We start from the raw sequence: 17,582 nt of genomic DNA, 5'->3' as shown, positions 1-17,582 counted from the left end.
TCGCCGCTGGCCAGTCTGGCAAATTCCTGGTGCAGCCACGACCGCGCCCGCCGTACGATCCCCGCCATGGACAGCGTCGTCGAGCAGAACCGCCAGTACTGGCAGACCCTCGCACCGCACCGCCCAGGCGAACCCCTCGAGTTCTTCCAGGCCGGCGGCAGCGCCCTGAACCCCGACGAACTGGCCGCCGCAGGCGACGTCCGCGGCCGCCGAGTCCTCCAGTTGGCCTGCTCGGTAGGCGACGAAGCCCTCACCTTCGCCCGCCTCGGCGCCGACGTCACCGCCGTCGACCTGGCCCCCACCCACCTGGCCACCGGCCGCGCCAAGGCCGAGGCTCTCGGTGTCGAGATCGACTTCCGCGAGCAGGACATGATGGCCCTCGCCCCGGACCTCACGGCCTTCGACCTCATCTTCATCTCCTGGGGCGGCATCTGCTGGGTCCCGGATCTCACCCGCTGGGCCGCTGATCTCGCGCTGAGGCTCGCGCCTGGCGGCGTACTGGTGATCTCCGAGCACCACCCGGTGTGGGAGGTCCTCACCGCCACCACCCCGCTGAGAGTCGCCAGCAACTACTTCACCCCACCCCGTGACGGCTACCCTGACCCCCTCAAGGCCCCCCAGATCACCCGCGAGCTGGACATCGACGTCCCCAACCGCAGCTACATCTGGAATCTGGGCGCCGTCACCACCGCCGTACTCACAGCCGGCCTGACCCTCCGCTCACTCCAGGAATTCGCCGCCCCCGAGATGTACGCCGCCCTCGGCGACCAGGCGGGTCACCTGCCTGCGACGTACCTCCTGACCGCAGTGCGCTGACCTTGCGCCGGTTCGTCGTCCTAGACGCGATGGGCGTCCTCTACCGGCACGGCAACGTCGTCGCGAGCCTGCTCATCCCGTACCTCCGCGCCCACGGCAGCACGGCCACCGAGCCGGACATCCGCGAGGCCTACCGCCGATGCACCCTCGGCGAGATCTCCACTCACCACCTGTGGACGTCGCTCGGCGTAGCAGCAACTGCCACCGACGCCGACTACTGCACCCACCACGAGCTCACCCCCGGCACCGGAGAGACCCTCGACCAACTCCGCTCCGCGGGCATCACCCCGCTGATCCTCACCAACGACGCCGCCCCCTGGTCCGAGCTGCTCCGCGCCCGCTTCAACCTGCGCGCCGAACGCTGGTACGTGAGCTCACAGCTAGGCGCCCGCAAAACCGTCGCCTGAATCCTTCGCCGCCGTCCGCGCCCACCCCGGCCTCGACTCCGCCCAGACCTACCTGGTCGACGACCGCCCCACCAACCTCACCGCGGCGCAAGCAGTCGGGTTCCGCCCGCTGCTGTTCCACAGCGACGACAGCACCACCAACCAGGTCGACGGCTTCACACCACCCACCGCCCACACGATGCCCGAGCTGCTGACCCACCTGCTCTGAGCGTCCTCCAGCCCCACGTGCTAGCCGGATGAGCGAGCCGCCATCTCAGCCACCTGCTCGCCTACCCCCGTTTGAGCACAGCCCGCACCACGTACCTCAACCCGCCAACGCACTCCCCACCGCACCCAGAGGTGGGCGGGTGGGCGAGATGCGCTCACCACCATCAGGCTGTGGGCGACAACCGCCTGCCCTGCACCATCACCCCGCACCCCGCCCACAGAGGTGGGCGGGTGGGCGATCCAAGGCCGACCACCGTCTGCCGTGGGGGCAGAAGAATCAGGCTTTCTGGCAGTCCGAGCAGGTTCCGAAGATCTCAAGCGTGTGGCTGACATCCGAGTACCCGTGCTCGGCCGCGACCTTGTCGGCCCACCGTTCGACAGCCGGGCCCTCGACCTCGACCGTGCGGCCGCAGTTGCGGCAGACCAGGTGGTGGTGGTGCCCCTTCGAGCAGCGGCGGTACGCCGTCTCGCCGTCGGCCGTGCGGAGCACGTCGACCTCGCGGGAGTCGGCGAGGGCCTGGAGGGTGCGGTAGACCGTGGTGAGGCCGACGGCTTCGCCGGAGGTTCGGAGCTCCTGGTGGATCTCCTGGGCGGTCCGGAAGTCGTCCAGGTTGTCCAGTACGGACGCCACCGCCGCCCGTTGCCGGGTCGAACGCGTTCCGATCGCCACCGCTACTCCTGTCCTCAGTTCAGCCGGTTCAACTCGCCATTCTCGCAGACGGTGCCAAGTCAGTGCTCGTCCCAGTGGTCGCCGTGCGCAGCGTGCAGGTGCCCGTCGTGCACGTAGTCGACGTGGTCGCCGTGCTCGACCTTCGGGTGGCCGCAGCGCTGGCTGTGCGCGTGCGGGTGCTCGTCGGTGACGACGTGCGGCTCCGGACCCGGTACGCCGACCTCAGGCTCCTCGTCGGCGAGCGGTGCCTGTACGGCGCGCCGCCGGCGCACCAGCGAGCCCGCGGCCGCCGCGAGGACGAAGCAGGCCAGCGCCAGGACGACGATGGTCGCGCCCGGCGCGACGTTCGCGTTGTACGACGTGATGATCCCGGCCAGGCAGACCAGCACCCCGATCCCGCAGGCGGTCACGAACGTGGACCGGAACGACCGCGTGATCTGCTGCGCGGTCGCCACCGGCACGACCATCAGCGCGCTGACCAGCAGCAGCCCGACCGTTCGCATCGCGACCGTCACGGTCACCGCGGCCATCACCGCGATCAGCAGGTTGAGCAGCTGGACGCGCAGCCCGGTGACGCGGGCGAACTCCTCGTCCTGGCAGACCGCGAACAGCTGCGGCCCGAGGCCGATCGCCACGACCAGGACGACGACGGCGAGGCCGACGACGACGTACAGGTCGGACGGCGAGACCGTGGTCAGCGAGCCGAACAGATAGGTGTTCAGCGTCGCTGCGCCTTGCCCGGCCAACCCGATCAGCAGCACACCACCCGCGATCCCGCCGTAGAAGAGCAGCGACAGCGCGACGTCTCCGCTGGTCTTCCCGCGCGCCCGGATCAGCTCGATCGCGCTCGCGCCGACGACGGCGACGAGAATCGCGGTGAGCACCGGCGCGGTCCCCGTGAGCAGGCCGAGCGCGACGCCGGTGATCGCGATGTGCCCGATCCCGTCGCCCATTAGCGCCAGCCGGCGCTGCACGAGGTACGTGCCGATCGCCGGCGCGGACAGCCCGGTGAGCAGCCCGGCGATCAGCGCCCGCTGCATGAACTCCAGCTCGAACAAGGTCACGACAACCACCCGGGTTCGGAGTCGACGACGTGTGGGTGGACGTGCGCGTGCGTCTGCGAGGCGTGCGGCGGCCCGTCGTACACGATCCGGCCGCGGCGCAGGACGACCGAGCGGTCGATCAGCGCGTCCATCGGGCCGAGGTCGTGGCTGACCATGACGACCGTCGTACCGCGGGCCACGCGTTCGCGGATCGCGTCGGCGAAGATGTCCTGGCTGGCCAGGTCGACACCGGCGGTCGGCTCGTCGAGGACGAGCAGTTCGGGGTCGGAGACCAGGGCGCGAGCGATCAGCACGCGCTGCTGCTGGCCGCCGGAGAGCTCGGCGACGGCGTCCTTGCGGCGGTCGGCCATGTCGACCAGCTCGAGCGACTGGTCCACCGCGGCCTTCTGGGCCGCGCTGAGCGGCCGGAAGAGGCGCCGCTTCGAGAGCAGACCGGAGGAGACCACTTCGTGCACAGTCGCCGGTACGCCGCCGGCCGCGGTGATCCGCTGCGGCACGTAGCCGATCCGGCTCCACTGGCGAAAGCGCGGGACCGGCGTACCGAAGAGCCGGACCTCGCCGCGGGCGGCGGGGAGCAGACCGACGATGGTTCGGACCAGGGTGGACTTGCCGGAGCCGTTGGTGCCGAGCACGGCGACCACCTCGCCCGGACGGATCTGCAGGTCGATCCCGCGGAGCACGAGCCGACCGCCCAGGTCCACCGAGAGATCGGTGACCTGAACGGCCTTCGCGGGGTCTGTTGTCGGGCCTGTCACGCGCAGCTGTTCGCCTTCCGGAGCTCCTGGAGGTTCTCGCGCATCAGGGAGAGGTAGGTCTCCTGCGAGTTCGCGTCCGACAGGCCCTCGATCGGGCTGAGGACCGCGGTCTTGACGTGCACGTCGCGGGCGATCGACTCGGCCACCTTGGGGCTGACGAGCTCCTCGTAGAAGATCGTGGTGACGTGCTGGTTGCGCACGATTTCCTGGACCTCCTTGATCCGCTGCGGGGTCGGTTCGGCGTCGGGGGTGAATCCGGCGATTCCGACCATCTGCAGACCGTACCGCTTCGCCAGGTAGGCGAACGCCTCATGACTCGTCACGAAGGTGGTCAACTTGCAGCTGGCGAGCCCGGTCTTGTACTCGGTGTCGAGCTTGTTCACCTCGCCGAGCAGCGTCTTCGCGCGCTCCCGGTAGCCGTCCGCGTGCGCGGCGTCGACCTCGACGAGCTTGTCGGTGACCGCCTGGACGACGCCCGCGTAGCGGACCGGGTCGAGCCAGAAGTGCGGGTCGAGCGCGTCCTCGGTGTACGCCGCCGGCCGCACCGCGCTGCTTTCGCCGTACGCCGCCTGCTGCACCGCGCCTGCCCCCGTCGCACCGCCTCCGTCGTACGCCGCCGGCGTGGCCGGGCTGCTCGGCGTGGCGGCGCCACTGCCTTCCTCGTGCTCCTCGAAGTCGGCGCCGGTCGCCTCCAGCTTGGCGGCCGGGGCGACGTCGAAGCCGGCGTCCTTGGCGTTCTGCTCGACGGCCTCGTCGACGGCCGGCTGCAGGCCCTTCTCGAACACGACCAGCTTGGCCTCGGCGATCGTCCCGACCTGCTTCGGGGTCAGCTCCAGGTCGTGCGGCTCGACGCCGGGCGCGGTCAGCGTGGTCACGTTCACCGCGTCGCCCCCCACCGACTTGGCGATGAACTCGAGCGGGTAGAACGATGCCACCACGTCGAGCTTGTCCCCGCTGCCGCCGGAGCCGTCGGCAGCGTTGCTGCCGCAGCCTGCGAGAGTGAGCAGGGTCAGGGCGGCCAGGCCGGCCGTGACAAGGCGTGGGACACGACGACGACTAGATCTCATGACAATCATTTTCATTTAAACGGAACTGGTTGTCAAAACAGGGAGTGGACGGATGGCCAGGCGGACGGTCGGGCGCAGGCGGGCCGACAACAAACCCAACCGGCGCCGCCGGATCGAAATTCCCCGCGGTCACGGGCACGGCCACGGTCACGGGCACGGCGGCTGGGGCGACGAGCACGTGCTCGACACCTCGGTGGTGGACTCCGATGCGGTGGTCGCCCGCCGGGTCCGGGTGGTGGTCGCGGCGCTGCTGATCCCGCTGATCGCGGCCGCGATCGTGGCGATGATCGTGATGTGGCCGGGCGGTGACGTGACGGTCGAGTCGGCCAAGTCGTCCGGCGCCGGCGGCACCGTGACCAAGCTCGTCGCCTGCCCCGAGCACCCGGCCGACTGCGACGAGGCGACGATCCGGATCGACTCCGGCAAGACCGACCTCGGCGCCGAGGTTCCGGTCGAGGTCCCGAAGGGCGCGCAGACCTCGATCCCGATCAAGGTCGGCGACAAGGTGTTGCTCGGCGTCGACGAGAAGGCGCCGATCGAGGGCCGGTACCAGTACGTCGACCACGACCGCGGGCGGCCGCTGCTGATCCTCGCGGTGATCTTCGCGGTGGCGGTCGTCGTACTGTCGCGCTGGCGCGGTCTGGCGGCGCTCGGCGCCCTCGGCGTCACGGCGGTCACGCTGACCCAGTTCATCCTGCCGGCGATCCTCAAGGGGTCGAACCCGCTGCTGGTGGCGGTGGTCGGCGGCTCGGTGATCATGGTGATCGCGCTGTACCTGACGCACGGGATCAACGCCCAGTCGTCGGTCGCGCTGGCCGGGACGATCGCCGCGCTCGGACTGACCGCGTTCCTGGGCTGGGCGTTCGTGAAGTTCTGCGACCTGTCCGGGATCGCGTCCGACGGTGCGTCGGCGCTCAAGGCGTACGTGCCGGACATCGACCTGGCCGGGCTGCTCGTGGCCGGGATCGTGATCGGGGCGCTCGGCGTACTGGACGACGTGACGGTGACGCAGGCGAGCGCGGTCTGGGAGCTGTCGGCGGCCAATCCGGCCGCGAGCCGGGCGATGCTGTTCGGCGCCGGGCTGCGGATCGGGCGGGCGCACGTCGCGTCGGTCGTGAACACGCTCGTCCTCGCGTACGCCGGGGCGGCGCTGCCGATCCTGATGGTGTTCGCGATCAGCGGGACGCAGTCGAACTACCTGATCTCGACCGAGCAGGTGGCGATCGAAGTCGTCCGAGGTCTGGTCGGCAGCCTGGGCATCATCGCGGCCGTTCCGCTGACCACCGCGCTGGCCGCGATGGCGGTCGCGGATCGCTCCCGGGACCTGGTCGCGGAGCCCGAGCATCTCGGCCCTGAGGCGGAAAACGCCGGTTGAGTGGCGAAAACCGGCATGTCGTGATGTTGCACTGACCGGACCTCGATCTTCCGGGTTTCTGTCCGGCCGTCTCTTCCCAGCGCTCGTTTGCCGATCTAGAGTTCCGATCTGTCACAGATCGTCCGCCCAAGACTACCTTCTGTGGCAGCGAGCCTGAGGAGCCGCGGATGCATCGACGCGTGGGTGTGTGGTTGTTCGGGGCAAGGGGTTCGGTCGCCACCACGACCGTCGCCGGAGCGGCCGCACTGGCCCACGGCGCCCCGCCCGCCGGAGTGGTCACCGAGACGCCGGCCTTCGCCGGGGCCGGTCTGGTGCCGATCGACCGGCTGGTCTTCGGCGGGCACGATCCCGCCGAGACGCCGCTCAGCAAACAGGTGGAACGGCTGGTCGCTGGGGGAGTGCTGCCGCCGGGGCTGGATGGGCTGATCGCTGCCGAGCTGGCCGAGACCGAGCGGAACCTGGTGGTCCTCCCGGTCGCGGACACGCAGGGCGAGGTCGTTCGCCGGATGGCGGAGGACATCCGGGCGTTCCGGTTGCGGAACGACTTGGAGCAGGTGGTGGCGATCAACGTCGCCTCCACCGAGCCCCCGCACGAGGTCGAGTACGACGACTTGGATGCGCTGAAAGAAGCGTTGAAGAGCAGGAGCCCGCACCTCGGGCAGCAGGGACAGGCGGGGGCCGGGCCGCTTCCGCCCAGTTCGCTAGCTGCGCTGGCTGCGTTCGAGGCCGGGGCCGCTTACGTCGACTTCACGCCGTCGACCTCCATCCGGCCGCAAGTGGTGCGGGACTGGGCCGTCGAGCGGCAGGTGCCGTACGGCGGGCAGGACGCCAAGACCGGCGAGACGCTGGTGAAGAGCGTGCTCGCGCCGATGTTCACCGCGCGCGCTCTGCCTGTGCAGGCCTGGTCCGGGACCAACCTGCTCGGTGGTGGCGACGGCGCGACGCTGGCTGACCCGCAGGCGGCGGCGTCGAAGAGCGTGTCCAAGGAGCGCGTGCTGACCGAGCTGCTGGGCGGTGAGGTGCCTGGCGAGGTGCACATCGACTACGTCGACCCGCTGGGGGACTGGAAGACCGCCTGGGACCACGTGATGTTCTCGGGGTTCCTCGGCGTACGGATGACGCTGCAGTTCACCTGGCAGGGCTGTGACTCGGCGCTGGCCGCTCCGCTCGTGCTGGACCTCGCCAGGCTCTCCGCACTGGCGCTGGAGCGAGGCCATGTCGGGGCGATGCCGTTCCTCGGGTTCTACTTCAAGGACCCCGTCGAGTCGGCCGAGCACGCGCTCACCAGGCAGTACGACGACCTGCTGCGCTGGGTGCAGGAATGCTGAAGGACCTGGTCGAGCTCGTCCGGGCTCCTGCCGCGCTGACGGTGCCTGGCGACGTACTGGCCGGTGCTGTCGCTGCTGGAGACCTGAGGCCCGGCCGTGCTGTTGGACTGTCGGCAGCGTCGATCTGCATCTACTGGGCCGGCATGGCGCTCAACGACTGGGCCGACCGGGAGGTGGACGCCGTCGAGCGCCCGGAGCGGCCGATCCCGTCAGGACGCGTGCCGGCCGGTACGGCGCTGGGCCTGGCGACCGGGCTCACCGCTGCCGGCCTGGCGCTGGCAGCGAGGGCCGGTGGGCGCTCAGCGTTCGCGACGTCGGCAGTGCTCGCCGCTACTGCGTGGAGCTACGACCTGAAGGCGAAGAACACGCCTGCTGGCCCGGTGTTCATGGCGGCGGCGCGTGCGCTCGACGTACTGGTTGGTGCTGGAGACCAGAGGCGGCGGGCGTGGGCTCCTGCGTTGGCTGTCGGTACGCACATCCTCGGCGTGACGGCGATGTCGCGGGGAGAGGTGCACGGCAGTACGCCGCTGCCGGCGCGCGGAGCGCTGGCTGCAACGTCGGCGATCACCGCGGCGACGCTCGGCGGACAGGTGCGCAGGGCGGCGGCCGGATCCGTGCGCGGGGCAGCGGCCGGCGCGTGGGCGCCCGGCGGACCTGCCGGCGCCGCCGGGCTGGGTGCGACGGCTGTGCTGACCGGCCTGTTCGCTCAAGCAGTAGCCCCCGCCCAGGTCGCCGCAGCACAGGAGCCGTCAGGCCCCAAGCTCCGCCGAGCAGTCGGCGCAGGCATCCACGGCCTGGTACCGCTCCAAGCAGCCTGGTGCGCCCGAGCCGGCGCCCCACGACTGGGCGCCGCACTCGCAGTAGCCCTGCCGATAGCCAAGGCCCTGGCAAGGAAGGTCTCACCCACATGAGGCTCGGCTACGGCACCAACGGCTTCGCCAACCACCGCCTCCCCGAAGCCCTCCAGGTGATCGCCGAGCTCGGCTACGAGGGCGTCGCCCTGACGCTCGACCACAACCACCTCGACCCGTTCGGCCCCGACCTCGAGCAGCGCACCGCCGAGGTCGGGCGGCTGCTGGCCAGACACCAGCTCGCGGTGGTGATCGAGACCGGCGCCCGCTACGTCCTCGACCCGTACCGCAAGCACGAGCCAACCCTCCTGCACACCGACGGCGCCGAGTGGCGGATGCTGCTGCTGGAGCGCGCGATCGACATCGCCGCCGAGCTCGGCGCCGAGGCGGTCTCGTTCTGGTCCGGCGTCCTCCCGACGGACGTCTCGCCGGAGCTCGGCTGGGAGCGATTGGTTGCCAGCTGCCACCAGCTAGCGGCGTACGCCGCCGACCGCGGCGTCGTGCTCGGCGTCGAGCCCGAGCCCGGCATGCTGCTCGACGACCTGGCCGGCTTCTTCAAGCTGCACGACGAGGTCGACCTGCTCCGACTCACCCTCGACATCGGCCACCTGGTCTGCAACGAGCCGGATCCACCGGCGGAGTGCATCCGGCGCGGCGCGCCGTACCTGGTGAACGTGCAGATCGACGACATGCGCCGCGGCGTTCACGAGCACCTCGAGTTCGGCACCGGCGAGGTCGACTTCGCGCAGGTCTTCAAGGCGCTGCGGGAAGCCGAGTACGACGGCCTGGTGGCGGTGGAGCTGCCCAGGCACTCGCACGCCGCGCCGACCGTCGCGCGCGAGTCGCTGACGTTCCTGCGGAACCACGTATGAAGTCCACCGATCTGGCCGCCGGTCTCCCCGGCTTCACCGGTCCGCTCGCCGAGGTGTTCCCCGCCGTCACCCGGCGCGTCGGAAAAGATGCCTTAGGCAACGGCTGGACCATCGACGAAGCCGCCCGCGCCCAGCTCCTCGCCACCGCGACGCCGGACGAGATCACCGACCTCTACCGCTACGGCGACACCACCGAAAAGCTCGCCATCCTCAAAGCCCTGGAGCTGGACGACGTCGAGCAAGCAGCTGGCGACCAAGGCCCGGCCCTGATCGAGGACGCGATCCGCACCAACGATCAGCGCCTGCTCGCGGCCGCGCTCGGCCCGTACGCGACCCGGCACCTGACCGGCACGGCGTTCCGGCAGGCCGTGCTCAAGTGCGTGTTCGCCGGCGTACCGCTGGCGGCCGTGCACGGGTTGCCGGAGCGCGCCGACGACGAGCTGCGCCGGATGATGGCCGACTTCGCCACCGAACGGCGGGCGGCCGGCCGGACCGTTCCCCCGGACCTTCAGCCCTATCTCGACCGCCCCTGAGAGGTGACTGGACCATGCGCATCTTCGATCCGCACATCCATATGACGTCCCGGACCACCGACGACTACGCGGCGCTCGCCGCCCACGGCGTCCAGGCTCTGGTCGAGCCCGCGTTCTGGCTCGGGCAGCCGCGGACCAGCGTCGGCTCGTTCGTCGACTACTTCGACGCGCTGATCGGCTGGGAGCCGTTCCGGGCGTCGCAGTACGGCATCAAGCACCACTGCACGATCGCGCTGAACCCGAAGGAGGCCAACGACCCGCGCTGCCGCGAGGTGCTCGACGTGCTGCCCCGGTACCTCGCGAAGGACGGGGTCGTCGCGGTCGGCGAGGTCGGCTACGACTCGATGACGCCGGAGGAGGACGAGGTCTTCGCGACCCAGCTGGAGCTGGCCAAGCGCTTCGACCTGCCGGTCCTCGTGCACACCCCGCACCGCGACAAGGCCGCCGGTACGACGCGCACGCTCGCCGTCGTCCGCGAGTCCGGCGTACCGGCCGAGCGCGTGGTCGTCGACCACCTGAACGAGGTGACCGTGCAGGAGGTCGCCGACTCCGGCTGCTGGATGGGCTTCTCGATCTATCCCGACACCAAGATGGACCCGGACCGGATGGTGGTGATCCTGCAGCAGTTCGGCACCGAGCGGATCCTGGTCAACTCCGCCGCCGACTGGGGCAAGTCCGACCCGCTGCGTACCTACGCGACCGGGCAGGCGATGCTCGCCGCGGGCTTCACCGACGACGACGTCGACCAGGTGCTCTGGCGTAACCCGGTCGCGTTCTACGGCCAGTCCGGCCGCCTCGACCTGACCGGTACGCCGGCCGCCGACACGTTCGCGGGCAACTCGATCCTGCGGGGAGCGCGCGCATGAGGTTCCGGCACCCCGACGGTTCGCTCGTCCACCTCGCGTACTGCACGAACGTGCACCCGGCCGAGGATCTCGAAGGCGTGATCGCCCAGCTCGACGGCTGCGCGTCGCTGGTCCGCAAGGAGCTCGGCGTTCCGGTCCTCGGCGTCGGGCTCTGGCTCGCGCACAGCCTCGCCGACCGGCTCGCGAACTCACTGGTCGCGCTCAACCGCCTGCGCCGCGCCCTCGACCGCAACGGCCTCGAGGTCGTCACGCTGAACGGCTTCCCGTACGCCGGGTTCCACGACCGGGTCGTCGGCAAGAAGGTCTACAAGCCCGACTGGACCGAGCCCGAGCGGCTGCGCTACACCCTCGACCTGATCGAGGTGCTGGCCAAGCTGATGCCGCGCGACGCGGCGTACGGGTCGATCTCGACGCTGCCGCTGGCCTGGCGGCACCCGTGGTCGCGCGAGCAGGACGCGCTCGCGCGCGCGGCGTTCGACCGGGTCCAGGTCCGGCTCGCGCAGGTCGAGACCAACACCGGCCGCCGCATCCGCATCGCCGTCGAGCCCGAACCGGGCTGCGTGCTCGAGATGGTCCCGCAGGCCACTCACTGGCTCACCCCGTACGCCGGTCCGGCGCGGATCGGGCTGTGTCTGGACACCTGCCACCTGGCGGTCCAGTTCGAGGACCCAGGCGCGACGTTCGCGACGCTGGACGTGGCCGGTGTCGAGGTCGTGAAGAGCCAGGTGTCGGCGGCGCTGCATGTTCCCGACCCCGGCGACGCCGAAGCGCGCCGGCTCCTCGACGAGTTCGCGGAGCCGAAGTTCCTGCACCAGACCCGCGAGTGGGGCGGCCCGGGCGTCGACAACCTGGACTCGATCGACCAGCTGTCGGGGCACGCGCCGTGGCGGGTGCACTTCCACGTGCCCGTGCACGCTGCTCCACGCGCACCTCTGACGAGCACGACGGACGTGCTGGAGGACTCGCTGCGGCATCTGGTCGGCGGCGCGCACCCGTTGACGCAACACCTGGAGTCGGAGACCTACACCTGGTCGGTGCTGCCCAACGGACCGACGAACCAGCAGGAACTTGCCGAAGGCATCGCTGCCGAGCTGGCCTGGCTGCGCGACCGGATTGTTGCTTTGGGCCTGGAGGAGGTCAAATGACCAAGCAGGTGGTCGTTCTGGATGTTGTCGGGTTGACGCCTCGGTTGCTCCGAAAGATGCCGCGGTTGAGATCGTTGCCGTTGGCCAGGAACCTGGAGACCGTGCTGCCGGCGGTCACTTGCTCGGCGCAAGCGACGTTCCTGACCGGCGAGCTGCCGTCCGAACACGGTGTTGTCGGCAACGGCTGGTACTTCCGGGACCTCGGCGAGGTGTTCCTGTGGCGACAGCACAACCGGCTGGTGCAGGGCGAGAAGGTGTGGGACGTCGCGCGGCGCAGCAACCCGGCGTACAAGGTGGCAAACGTGTGCTGGTGGTACGCGATGGGTGCGGAGACGGACCTGCTGGTGACGCCGCGGCCGATCTACTACGCCGACGGGCGCAAGGCGCCGGACTGCTACACGCGGCCGGTCGAGCTGCACGACCGGCTGACCTCGAAGCTCGGCGACTTCCCGCTGTTCAACTACTGGGGGCCGACCGCAAGCATCAAGTCGAGCCGGTGGATCGTTGCCGCCTCGCGGCAGATCCTTGCCGAGGACAACCCCGATCTGTTGCTCACGTACGTGCCGCATCTCGACTACGACCTGCAGCGGTACGGCGCGTCGTCGGTCGAGGCGGACCGGGCCGCGATCGAGCTGGACGCCGTCCTGGCTCCGCTGCTCGACGACGCGGAGGCCCGCGGCGCGACGGTGATCGTGCTGTCGGAGTACGGGATCACCGACGTCGCGCGGCCGGTGGACGTCAACCGGGTGCTGCGGGCCGAGGGGTTGCTGGAGGTGCACACGCAGGACGGGATGGAGTATCTGGATCCGTGGACCTCGCGGGCGTTCGCCGTCGCCGACCATCAGATCGCTCATGTGTATGTGAAGGACTCGGCGGATCTCGAGGCCGTCGGCAAGCTGCTGGCCGGGATCTCGGGCGTCGCCGAGGTGCTCGATGCCGAGGGCAAGAAGCGCTACGGGCTCGACCACGAGCGGTCGGGGGAGCTGGTGGTCGTGGCTGAACCCGATGCCTGGCTCACCTATTACTACTGGCTGGACGACGCGCGGGCGCCGGACTTCGCGCGGGGTGTGGAGATCCATCGCAAGCCCGGCTACGACCCGGCGGAGCTGTTCTTCGACCCGGCGGACCGGTTCGTGAAGCCGCGGGCGGCGTCGTACCTGCTGAAGAAGAAGCTCGGGCTGCGGTACGCGATGTCGGTGGTGCCGCTGGATCCGTCGATCGTGCGCGGGTCGCACGGGCGGCTGCCGGCGTCGGTCGAGGACGGGCCGGTGTTCCTGAGCAGTGACGCGACGCTGGTGGACGGTGAGGGACCGGTGGCGGCGACCGCTGTGCGGGACCTGCTGCTGAAGGCAGCAGAACTAGGCTGATTCGCGGACCACGATCTCGGTCGGCAGCGTGACCGAGTCGGCACTGCCGTGGGCGATCAGGTCGAGCAGGAGGCGCGTCGTCTGCGCGGCCTGCTCGCCCATCGGGCTGCGCACGGTGGTCAGCGCGGGCGCCGTGTAGAGCGCGGCCTCGATGTCGTCGAAGCCGATCACCGCGACGTCGTCGGGCACTCGCCGCCCGGCCTCACGCAAGGTGCGCAGGGCACCGATCGCCATCAGGTCGTTGGCCGCGAACACCGCGTCCAGCTGGGGATCGTCGGCCAGCAGTTGCCGCATCGCCTCGGCGCCGGAGATCCGCGTGAAGTCGCCGAGGGCAACGATCGAGCGCCGCCCGGTGTCCTTCAGCGTCTCCCGGTACGCCGTCAACCGGTCCTGCGCCGCGGTCATGTCCAGCGGGCCGGAGATCGTCGCGATCCGCTGCCGGCCCTGGTCGAGCAAATGTTGCACGGCCTTGGTCGCGCCGCCGAGGTTGTCGTTGTCGACCCACGGCATCAACCCCGGCGTCGCCAGCCGCCCGTGCGAGACGATCGGCAGCCCGGTCCGCGCCAGGACGGCGGGCAGCGGATCGGCGCCGTCCATCGAGACCAGCATGGCGCCGTCGACGTGCCCGGCGGCCAGGTACTGCTCGACGCGCTGACGGCTCTCGTCGGACCCGGCCAGCACCAGCGACACTTGTTTGCCCGCGGCCTCCAGCGCGCGGCTCGCGGCGCGGACGACCATCGCGAACATCGGGTCGTCGGACACCAGGCCGGCCGGGGGATCGGAGACGATGATCGCGATCGTGTTGGTCTTCTGGGTGACCAGGTTGCGGGCGGCGCCGTTCGGCACGTAGCCGAGCTCGGTGACCGCGGCCATCACGATCTGCCGGATCTCCGGCGCGACGCTCGGCTCGCCGTTGATCACCCGGGACACGCTCGACTTCGACACCCCGGCCCGGGCCGCGACGGCATGCAGCGTGGGTCGTCGCACGGCACCCCCTACCTGTCAGGCGTTCGTCGGTGCCACGGTCCCCGAGTGCACCGGGGAGCGTTCCCCACGCACGAGCATCCCGGCCGCCCGGAGGCCTGTCAAGCGGCTGCGCGCCGTACTGGCTCGATCACGCTGAACTCTTGACACCGTTCCCTGAGCGCGCAACTCTCAGACTCGGGGAACGTTCCCCGACCCTCCTGCCCGCCCCTGGAGATGCCCATGCGCTTGTCCCGGAGACCGTCGCGTCTCAAAGTCGCCGCCGCGGCCGCTGTCGCCGCCAGTTTCGTCGCCGCACTCCTGGTCGCGCCGCCCGCCGAGGCCGCCGACCCGCTGCTGTCCCAAGGCAAGACCGTCACCGCGTCGTCCGCCGAGAACGTCGCCTTCCCCGCCTCCGCCGCCGTCGACGGCGACCCCGGTACCCGCTGGTCGAGCGCGTTCGGCGACCCGCAGTGGATCCAGGTCGACCTCGGCCAGACCGCCACCATCAGCCAGGTCGCGCTCAGCTGGGAGGCGGCGTACTCGACCGGCTTCCAGATCGAGACCTCGGCCGACGGCAACAACTGGGCGCAGGTCTACAGCACCACGACCGGTGCCGGTGGCAACCAGACGCTGGATGTCAACGGCAACGGCCGCTACGTCCGGCTCTACAGCACCGCGCGCGCCACCCAGTGGGGTGTCTCGCTGTGGGAGTTCAAGGTGTTCGGGACCACTGGTGGCGGTCCCGGCCCGACCAGCAAGCTGCTGTCGTACGGCAAGACCGGCGCCGCCTCGACCCAGCAGCACGACCCGAACTGCTGGGAGTGCACGCCGGCCCGCGCGTTCGACCTCGACCCGGCCAGCCGCTGGGCGACCGCGACCGACTCCGGCTGGGTCGACCCGGGCTGGATCTCGGTCGACCTCGGCGCCACCGCGCAGATCGACAAGGTCGTCCTGCAGTGGGACCCGGCCTCGGCCAAGTCCTACGAGGTGCAGACGTCGAACGACAACGTGAACTGGACCAAGATCTACGGGACCGCCAACGGGCCCGGGTTCAAGGAGACGCTGAACATCACCGGCACCGGGCGCTACGTCCGGATGTACGGCACGCAGCGCAACACGCCGTACGGGTACTCGCTGTGGGAGTTCCAGGTCTACGGCACCGGCGGCGCGCCGAACACGCCGCCGACCCCGCCGGCCGATCCGTCGCCGAACCCGCAGCTGATCTGGTCCGACGAGTTCAACGGACCGAACGGCGCGAAGCCGGACGCCGCGAAGTGGTCCGCCGACCCGGGCACCGGTCAGAACAACGAGCTGCAGGTCTACACCAACCACAACAACACCCAGATGGACGGCCAGGGCAACCTGGTGCTGGAGGCGCGGCGTGAGGTGACGCCCGGATCGGCCTGCCCGATCGACCCGGTCACCGGCAGCGGAACGTGCCAGTACACATCGGCGCGGATGAACAGCGGCGGCAAGTTCAGTACGACGTACGGCAAGGTCGAGGCCCGGATCAAGGTGCCGAAGGGCAACGGGCTGTGGCCGGCGTTCTGGATGATGGGCGCCGACTTCCTGACCGGTCGCCCCTGGCCGTACAACGGTGAGATCGACATCGTCGAGATCCTCGGCCGCGAGACCACCAAGGGCTACTCGACGCTGCACGCACCGGCGTACAACGGTGCCGGTGGGTACGGCGGGACGTACGGGCTGCCCGGCGGCGCCGACTTCTCGAACGACTTCCACACCTGGACGATGCTCTGGAACAGCACGTCGATCACCTACCAGGTCGACGGGACCACGGTGTTCGTCGTCGACAAGGCCCAGCTCGAGGCGACCCGCGGGCCGTGGATCTTCGACCACCCGTTCTACCTGATCCTCAACCTGGCCGTCGGGGGCGACTTCCCCGGTCCGCCGAACGCGCAGACGCCGTTGCCGGCGCGGATGCTGGTCGACTACGTGCGGGTGTACAAGTGACCGCGCGTCGGAGTTTCCGGCTCGGTGCTCTGTTCACGAGCTTGCTGGCCCTGCTCGGTGCGTACCTGGTCGTCGTCGGTCGTCCGGCGGCGGCAGCGGAAACGCTGCTGTCGCAGGGGCGTCCGGTCGTCGCGTCGTCGGTCGAGAGCGGCGCCTTCCCGGCCGCTGCCGCCGTCGACGGTGACGGCGGGACACGCTGGGCGTCCGGGTTCGCGGACAACCAGTGGCTGCAGGTCGACCTCGGGTCGAGCCAGACCTTCAACCGCGTCGTCCTGAAGTGGGAGGCGGCGTACGCGCGGGGCTTCTCGATCCAGACCTCGGCCGACACGTCGAGCTGGGCGACCGTGCACAGCGTGGCCAACGGCACCGGCGGCGAGCAGAACCTGACCGTCACCGGCACCGGCCGGTACGTGCGGGTGCTCGTCACGCAGCGGGCGACCCAGTGGGGCGCGTCGCTGTTCGAGTTCCAGGTGTACGGCGGGACGCCGGCCGGCGGGCCGATCGTGCGGGTCGCCGAGTTCCTCGCCGACTGCCCGTACACGCACCGGCTGCCCGACGACCCGATCGTGTTCCCGAACCTGCCCGGGGCGTCGCACATGCACAGCTTCTTCGGTGCGACCGTGACGAACGCCAACACCACCGTCGACGACCTGGTGAACTCGCCGACGTCGTGCAACCCGGCGGAGGACAAGTCGTCGTACTGGGTGCCCACGCTGTACGTGAACAACCAGCCGGTCGAACCGACCGGGACGACCTTCTACTACCTGGGTGAGGGCGTGCGCGACGACGTGATCGCGCGGACCCAGCCGCTGCCGTTCGGGCTGCGGATCGTGGCCGGCAACGCGAAGGCGACCGGGCCGAGCGACAACACCATCTCGCGCTGGTCCTGCCTGCACGCCGGTGACGCCGGCGCCGGGCACGACTTCATCAACTGCCCGGCCGGGTCGATGCTGGAGTCGTACCTGGACTTCCCGCAGTGCTGGAACGGGCGCGACCTGGACTCGCCGGACCACAAGAGCCACATGTCCTACCCGGTCAACGGGGACTGCCCGTCGACCCACCCGGTGCCGGTGCCGAAGCTGCGGCAGGTGCTCCGGTACCCGGTGAACGGGCCGACGGCCGGCTTCCGGCTGGCGTCGGGTGGTGGCTTCACGATGCACGGTGACTTCTTCAACGCCTGGCCGGTGGGGGAGATGGCGCGGCGCGTCAACGACTGCATCCGCCCGATCATCAAGTGCGGGGCCAACGGGCACCCGTGATCCGCTGACTTGCCCGTGATCCGCTGGCTGCCGGGCGGGTTCCCCGTCCCAGGACCCGCCCGG

Annotated in this window: 17 protein-coding genes and 1 pseudogene; 13 read left to right on the top strand and 5 right to left on the bottom strand. The window is 70.3% G+C overall.

The features are described 5' to 3' along the window. Window positions 1-66: 66 nt before the first annotated feature. From ACZ6Z4_RS33065 to ACZ6Z4_RS33055, 3 genes and pseudogenes are all read left to right on the top strand, one after another. Complete coding sequence (locus tag ACZ6Z4_RS33065; RefSeq protein ID WP_465573723.1) at window positions 67-816, top strand: class I SAM-dependent methyltransferase; 750 nt, start codon at window positions 67-69, stop codon at window positions 814-816. A 2-nt stretch (window positions 817-818) separates the two neighbouring features. After that, window positions 819-1,223, top strand: coding sequence for an HAD family hydrolase (locus ACZ6Z4_RS33060; RefSeq protein WP_465573718.1), 405 nt, complete (start codon window positions 819-821; stop codon window positions 1,221-1,223). A 46-nt stretch (window positions 1,224-1,269) separates the two neighbouring features. Then, window positions 1,270-1,431, top strand: a pseudogene (locus ACZ6Z4_RS33055) (hypothetical protein); the annotation flags it as partial. 276 nt (window positions 1,432-1,707) lie between these two features. Here the strand turns inward: ACZ6Z4_RS33055 and ACZ6Z4_RS33050 are convergent. Genes ACZ6Z4_RS33050 through ACZ6Z4_RS33035 form a run of 4 tightly spaced genes read right to left on the bottom strand, consistent with a single transcriptional unit; the run spans window position 1,708 to window position 4,986 of the window. Continuing rightward, window positions 1,708-2,100, bottom strand: a complete 393-nt coding sequence (locus tag ACZ6Z4_RS33050) for a Fur family transcriptional regulator (protein WP_465573715.1) — start codon at window positions 2,098-2,100, stop codon at window positions 1,708-1,710. Window positions 2,101-2,159: 59 nt separating this feature from the next. Further along, window positions 2,160-3,164, bottom strand: a complete 1,005-nt coding sequence (locus ACZ6Z4_RS33045) for a metal ABC transporter permease (protein WP_465573711.1) — start codon at window positions 3,162-3,164, stop codon at window positions 2,160-2,162. Next, window positions 3,161-3,919, bottom strand: coding sequence for a metal ABC transporter ATP-binding protein (locus ACZ6Z4_RS33040; RefSeq protein WP_465573708.1), 759 nt, complete (start codon window positions 3,917-3,919; stop codon window positions 3,161-3,163). Before ACZ6Z4_RS33040 ends, ACZ6Z4_RS33045 begins: the two co-directional genes overlap by 4 nt. Continuing rightward, window positions 3,916-4,986, bottom strand: a complete 1,071-nt coding sequence (locus tag ACZ6Z4_RS33035; RefSeq protein ID WP_465573704.1) for a metal ABC transporter substrate-binding protein — start codon at window positions 4,984-4,986, stop codon at window positions 3,916-3,918. Before ACZ6Z4_RS33035 ends, ACZ6Z4_RS33040 begins: the two co-directional genes overlap by 4 nt. A gap of 52 nt (window positions 4,987-5,038) precedes the next feature. Between ACZ6Z4_RS33035 and ACZ6Z4_RS33030 the strand changes: the two genes are divergently transcribed. The 8 genes from ACZ6Z4_RS33030 to ACZ6Z4_RS32995 all read left to right on the top strand — a co-directional run bounded on the left by ACZ6Z4_RS33030 (window position 5,039) and on the right by ACZ6Z4_RS32995 (window position 13,323). Beyond that, a complete protein-coding gene (locus ACZ6Z4_RS33030) occupies window positions 5,039-6,361 on the top strand; it encodes a YibE/F family protein (protein ID WP_465573698.1) in 1,323 nt (440 codons plus the stop codon). A 167-nt stretch (window positions 6,362-6,528) separates the two neighbouring features. Then, a complete protein-coding gene (locus ACZ6Z4_RS33025; RefSeq protein ID WP_465573694.1) occupies window positions 6,529-7,689 on the top strand; it encodes an inositol-3-phosphate synthase in 1,161 nt (386 codons plus the stop codon). Further along, window positions 7,683-8,600: an SCO3242 family prenyltransferase gene (locus ACZ6Z4_RS33020; protein ID WP_465573689.1), complete on the top strand. Its 918-nt coding sequence runs from the start codon at window positions 7,683-7,685 to the stop codon at window positions 8,598-8,600. Before ACZ6Z4_RS33025 ends, ACZ6Z4_RS33020 begins: the two co-directional genes overlap by 7 nt. Next, window positions 8,597-9,412: a sugar phosphate isomerase/epimerase family protein gene (locus ACZ6Z4_RS33015; RefSeq protein WP_465573684.1), complete on the top strand. Its 816-nt coding sequence runs from the start codon at window positions 8,597-8,599 to the stop codon at window positions 9,410-9,412. The genes ACZ6Z4_RS33020 and ACZ6Z4_RS33015 overlap by 4 nt, the downstream gene beginning before the upstream one ends. Continuing rightward, on the top strand, window positions 9,409-9,945 hold the full coding sequence (locus ACZ6Z4_RS33010) for an EboA domain-containing protein (protein ID WP_465573679.1): 537 nt from the start codon (window positions 9,409-9,411) through the stop codon (window positions 9,943-9,945). Before ACZ6Z4_RS33015 ends, ACZ6Z4_RS33010 begins: the two co-directional genes overlap by 4 nt. A gap of 14 nt (window positions 9,946-9,959) precedes the next feature. After that, window positions 9,960-10,811 carry a TatD family hydrolase gene (locus ACZ6Z4_RS33005; protein WP_465573676.1) on the top strand — a complete coding sequence of 284 codons (852 nt, stop codon included), beginning with the start codon at window positions 9,960-9,962 and terminating at the stop codon, window positions 10,809-10,811. After that, entirely contained in the window at window positions 10,808-11,956 is a 1,149-nt protein-coding gene (gene eboE, locus ACZ6Z4_RS33000) for a metabolite traffic protein EboE (RefSeq protein ID WP_465573673.1), read from the top strand. Before ACZ6Z4_RS33005 ends, eboE begins: the two co-directional genes overlap by 4 nt. Further along, window positions 11,953-13,323, top strand: a complete 1,371-nt coding sequence (locus ACZ6Z4_RS32995) for an alkaline phosphatase family protein (RefSeq protein ID WP_465573670.1) — start codon at window positions 11,953-11,955, stop codon at window positions 13,321-13,323. The genes eboE and ACZ6Z4_RS32995 overlap by 4 nt, the downstream gene beginning before the upstream one ends. On the opposite strand, the gene ACZ6Z4_RS32990 is transcribed toward ACZ6Z4_RS32995, so the two are convergent. Then, window positions 13,315-14,310 carry a LacI family DNA-binding transcriptional regulator gene (locus ACZ6Z4_RS32990; RefSeq protein ID WP_465573667.1) on the bottom strand — a complete coding sequence of 332 codons (996 nt, stop codon included), beginning with the start codon at window positions 14,308-14,310 and terminating at the stop codon, window positions 13,315-13,317. The two genes, ACZ6Z4_RS32995 and ACZ6Z4_RS32990, sit on opposite strands and share 9 nt — an antisense overlap. Before the next feature lie 219 nt (window positions 14,311-14,529). Between ACZ6Z4_RS32990 and ACZ6Z4_RS32985 the strand changes: the two genes are divergently transcribed. Together ACZ6Z4_RS32985 and ACZ6Z4_RS32980 are read left to right on the top strand one after the other, a co-directional pair. Beyond that, window positions 14,530-16,260, top strand: coding sequence for a discoidin domain-containing protein (locus tag ACZ6Z4_RS32985; protein ID WP_465573664.1), 1,731 nt, complete (start codon window positions 14,530-14,532; stop codon window positions 16,258-16,260). Beyond that, window positions 16,257-17,519, top strand: coding sequence for a DUF1996 domain-containing protein (locus ACZ6Z4_RS32980; RefSeq protein WP_465573661.1), 1,263 nt, complete (start codon window positions 16,257-16,259; stop codon window positions 17,517-17,519). Before ACZ6Z4_RS32985 ends, ACZ6Z4_RS32980 begins: the two co-directional genes overlap by 4 nt. The last annotated feature ends 63 nt before the right edge of the window (window positions 17,520-17,582 follow it).

This window comes from Kribbella sp. NPDC104740, from assembly GCF_055583505.1.
This window is presented reverse-complemented; position numbering and strand designations above follow the sequence as displayed.

Excerpts from the sequence above, each read along its gene's own strand:
- ACZ6Z4_RS33035 (WP_465573704.1), bottom strand. The coding sequence starts at position 4,986 with ATGAGATCTAGTCGTCGTCGTGTCCCACGCCTTGTCACGGCCGGCCTG.
- ACZ6Z4_RS33005 (WP_465573676.1), top strand. The coding sequence starts at position 9,960 with ATGCGCATCTTCGATCCGCACATCCATATGACGTCCCGGACCACCGAC.
- ACZ6Z4_RS33065 (WP_465573723.1), top strand. The coding sequence starts at position 67 with ATGGACAGCGTCGTCGAGCAGAACCGCCAGTACTGGCAGACCCTCGCA.
- ACZ6Z4_RS33010 (WP_465573679.1), top strand. The coding sequence starts at position 9,409 with ATGAAGTCCACCGATCTGGCCGCCGGTCTCCCCGGCTTCACCGGTCCG.
- ACZ6Z4_RS33025 (WP_465573694.1), top strand. The coding sequence starts at position 6,529 with ATGCATCGACGCGTGGGTGTGTGGTTGTTCGGGGCAAGGGGTTCGGTC.
- ACZ6Z4_RS33020 (WP_465573689.1), top strand. The coding sequence starts at position 7,683 with ATGCTGAAGGACCTGGTCGAGCTCGTCCGGGCTCCTGCCGCGCTGACG.
- ACZ6Z4_RS33015 (WP_465573684.1), top strand. The coding sequence starts at position 8,597 with ATGAGGCTCGGCTACGGCACCAACGGCTTCGCCAACCACCGCCTCCCC.
- eboE (WP_465573673.1), top strand. The coding sequence starts at position 10,808 with ATGAGGTTCCGGCACCCCGACGGTTCGCTCGTCCACCTCGCGTACTGC.
- ACZ6Z4_RS32995 (WP_465573670.1), top strand. The coding sequence starts at position 11,953 with ATGACCAAGCAGGTGGTCGTTCTGGATGTTGTCGGGTTGACGCCTCGG.
- ACZ6Z4_RS33030 (WP_465573698.1), top strand. The coding sequence starts at position 5,039 with ATGGCCAGGCGGACGGTCGGGCGCAGGCGGGCCGACAACAAACCCAAC.
- ACZ6Z4_RS32985 (WP_465573664.1), top strand. The coding sequence starts at position 14,530 with ATGCGCTTGTCCCGGAGACCGTCGCGTCTCAAAGTCGCCGCCGCGGCC.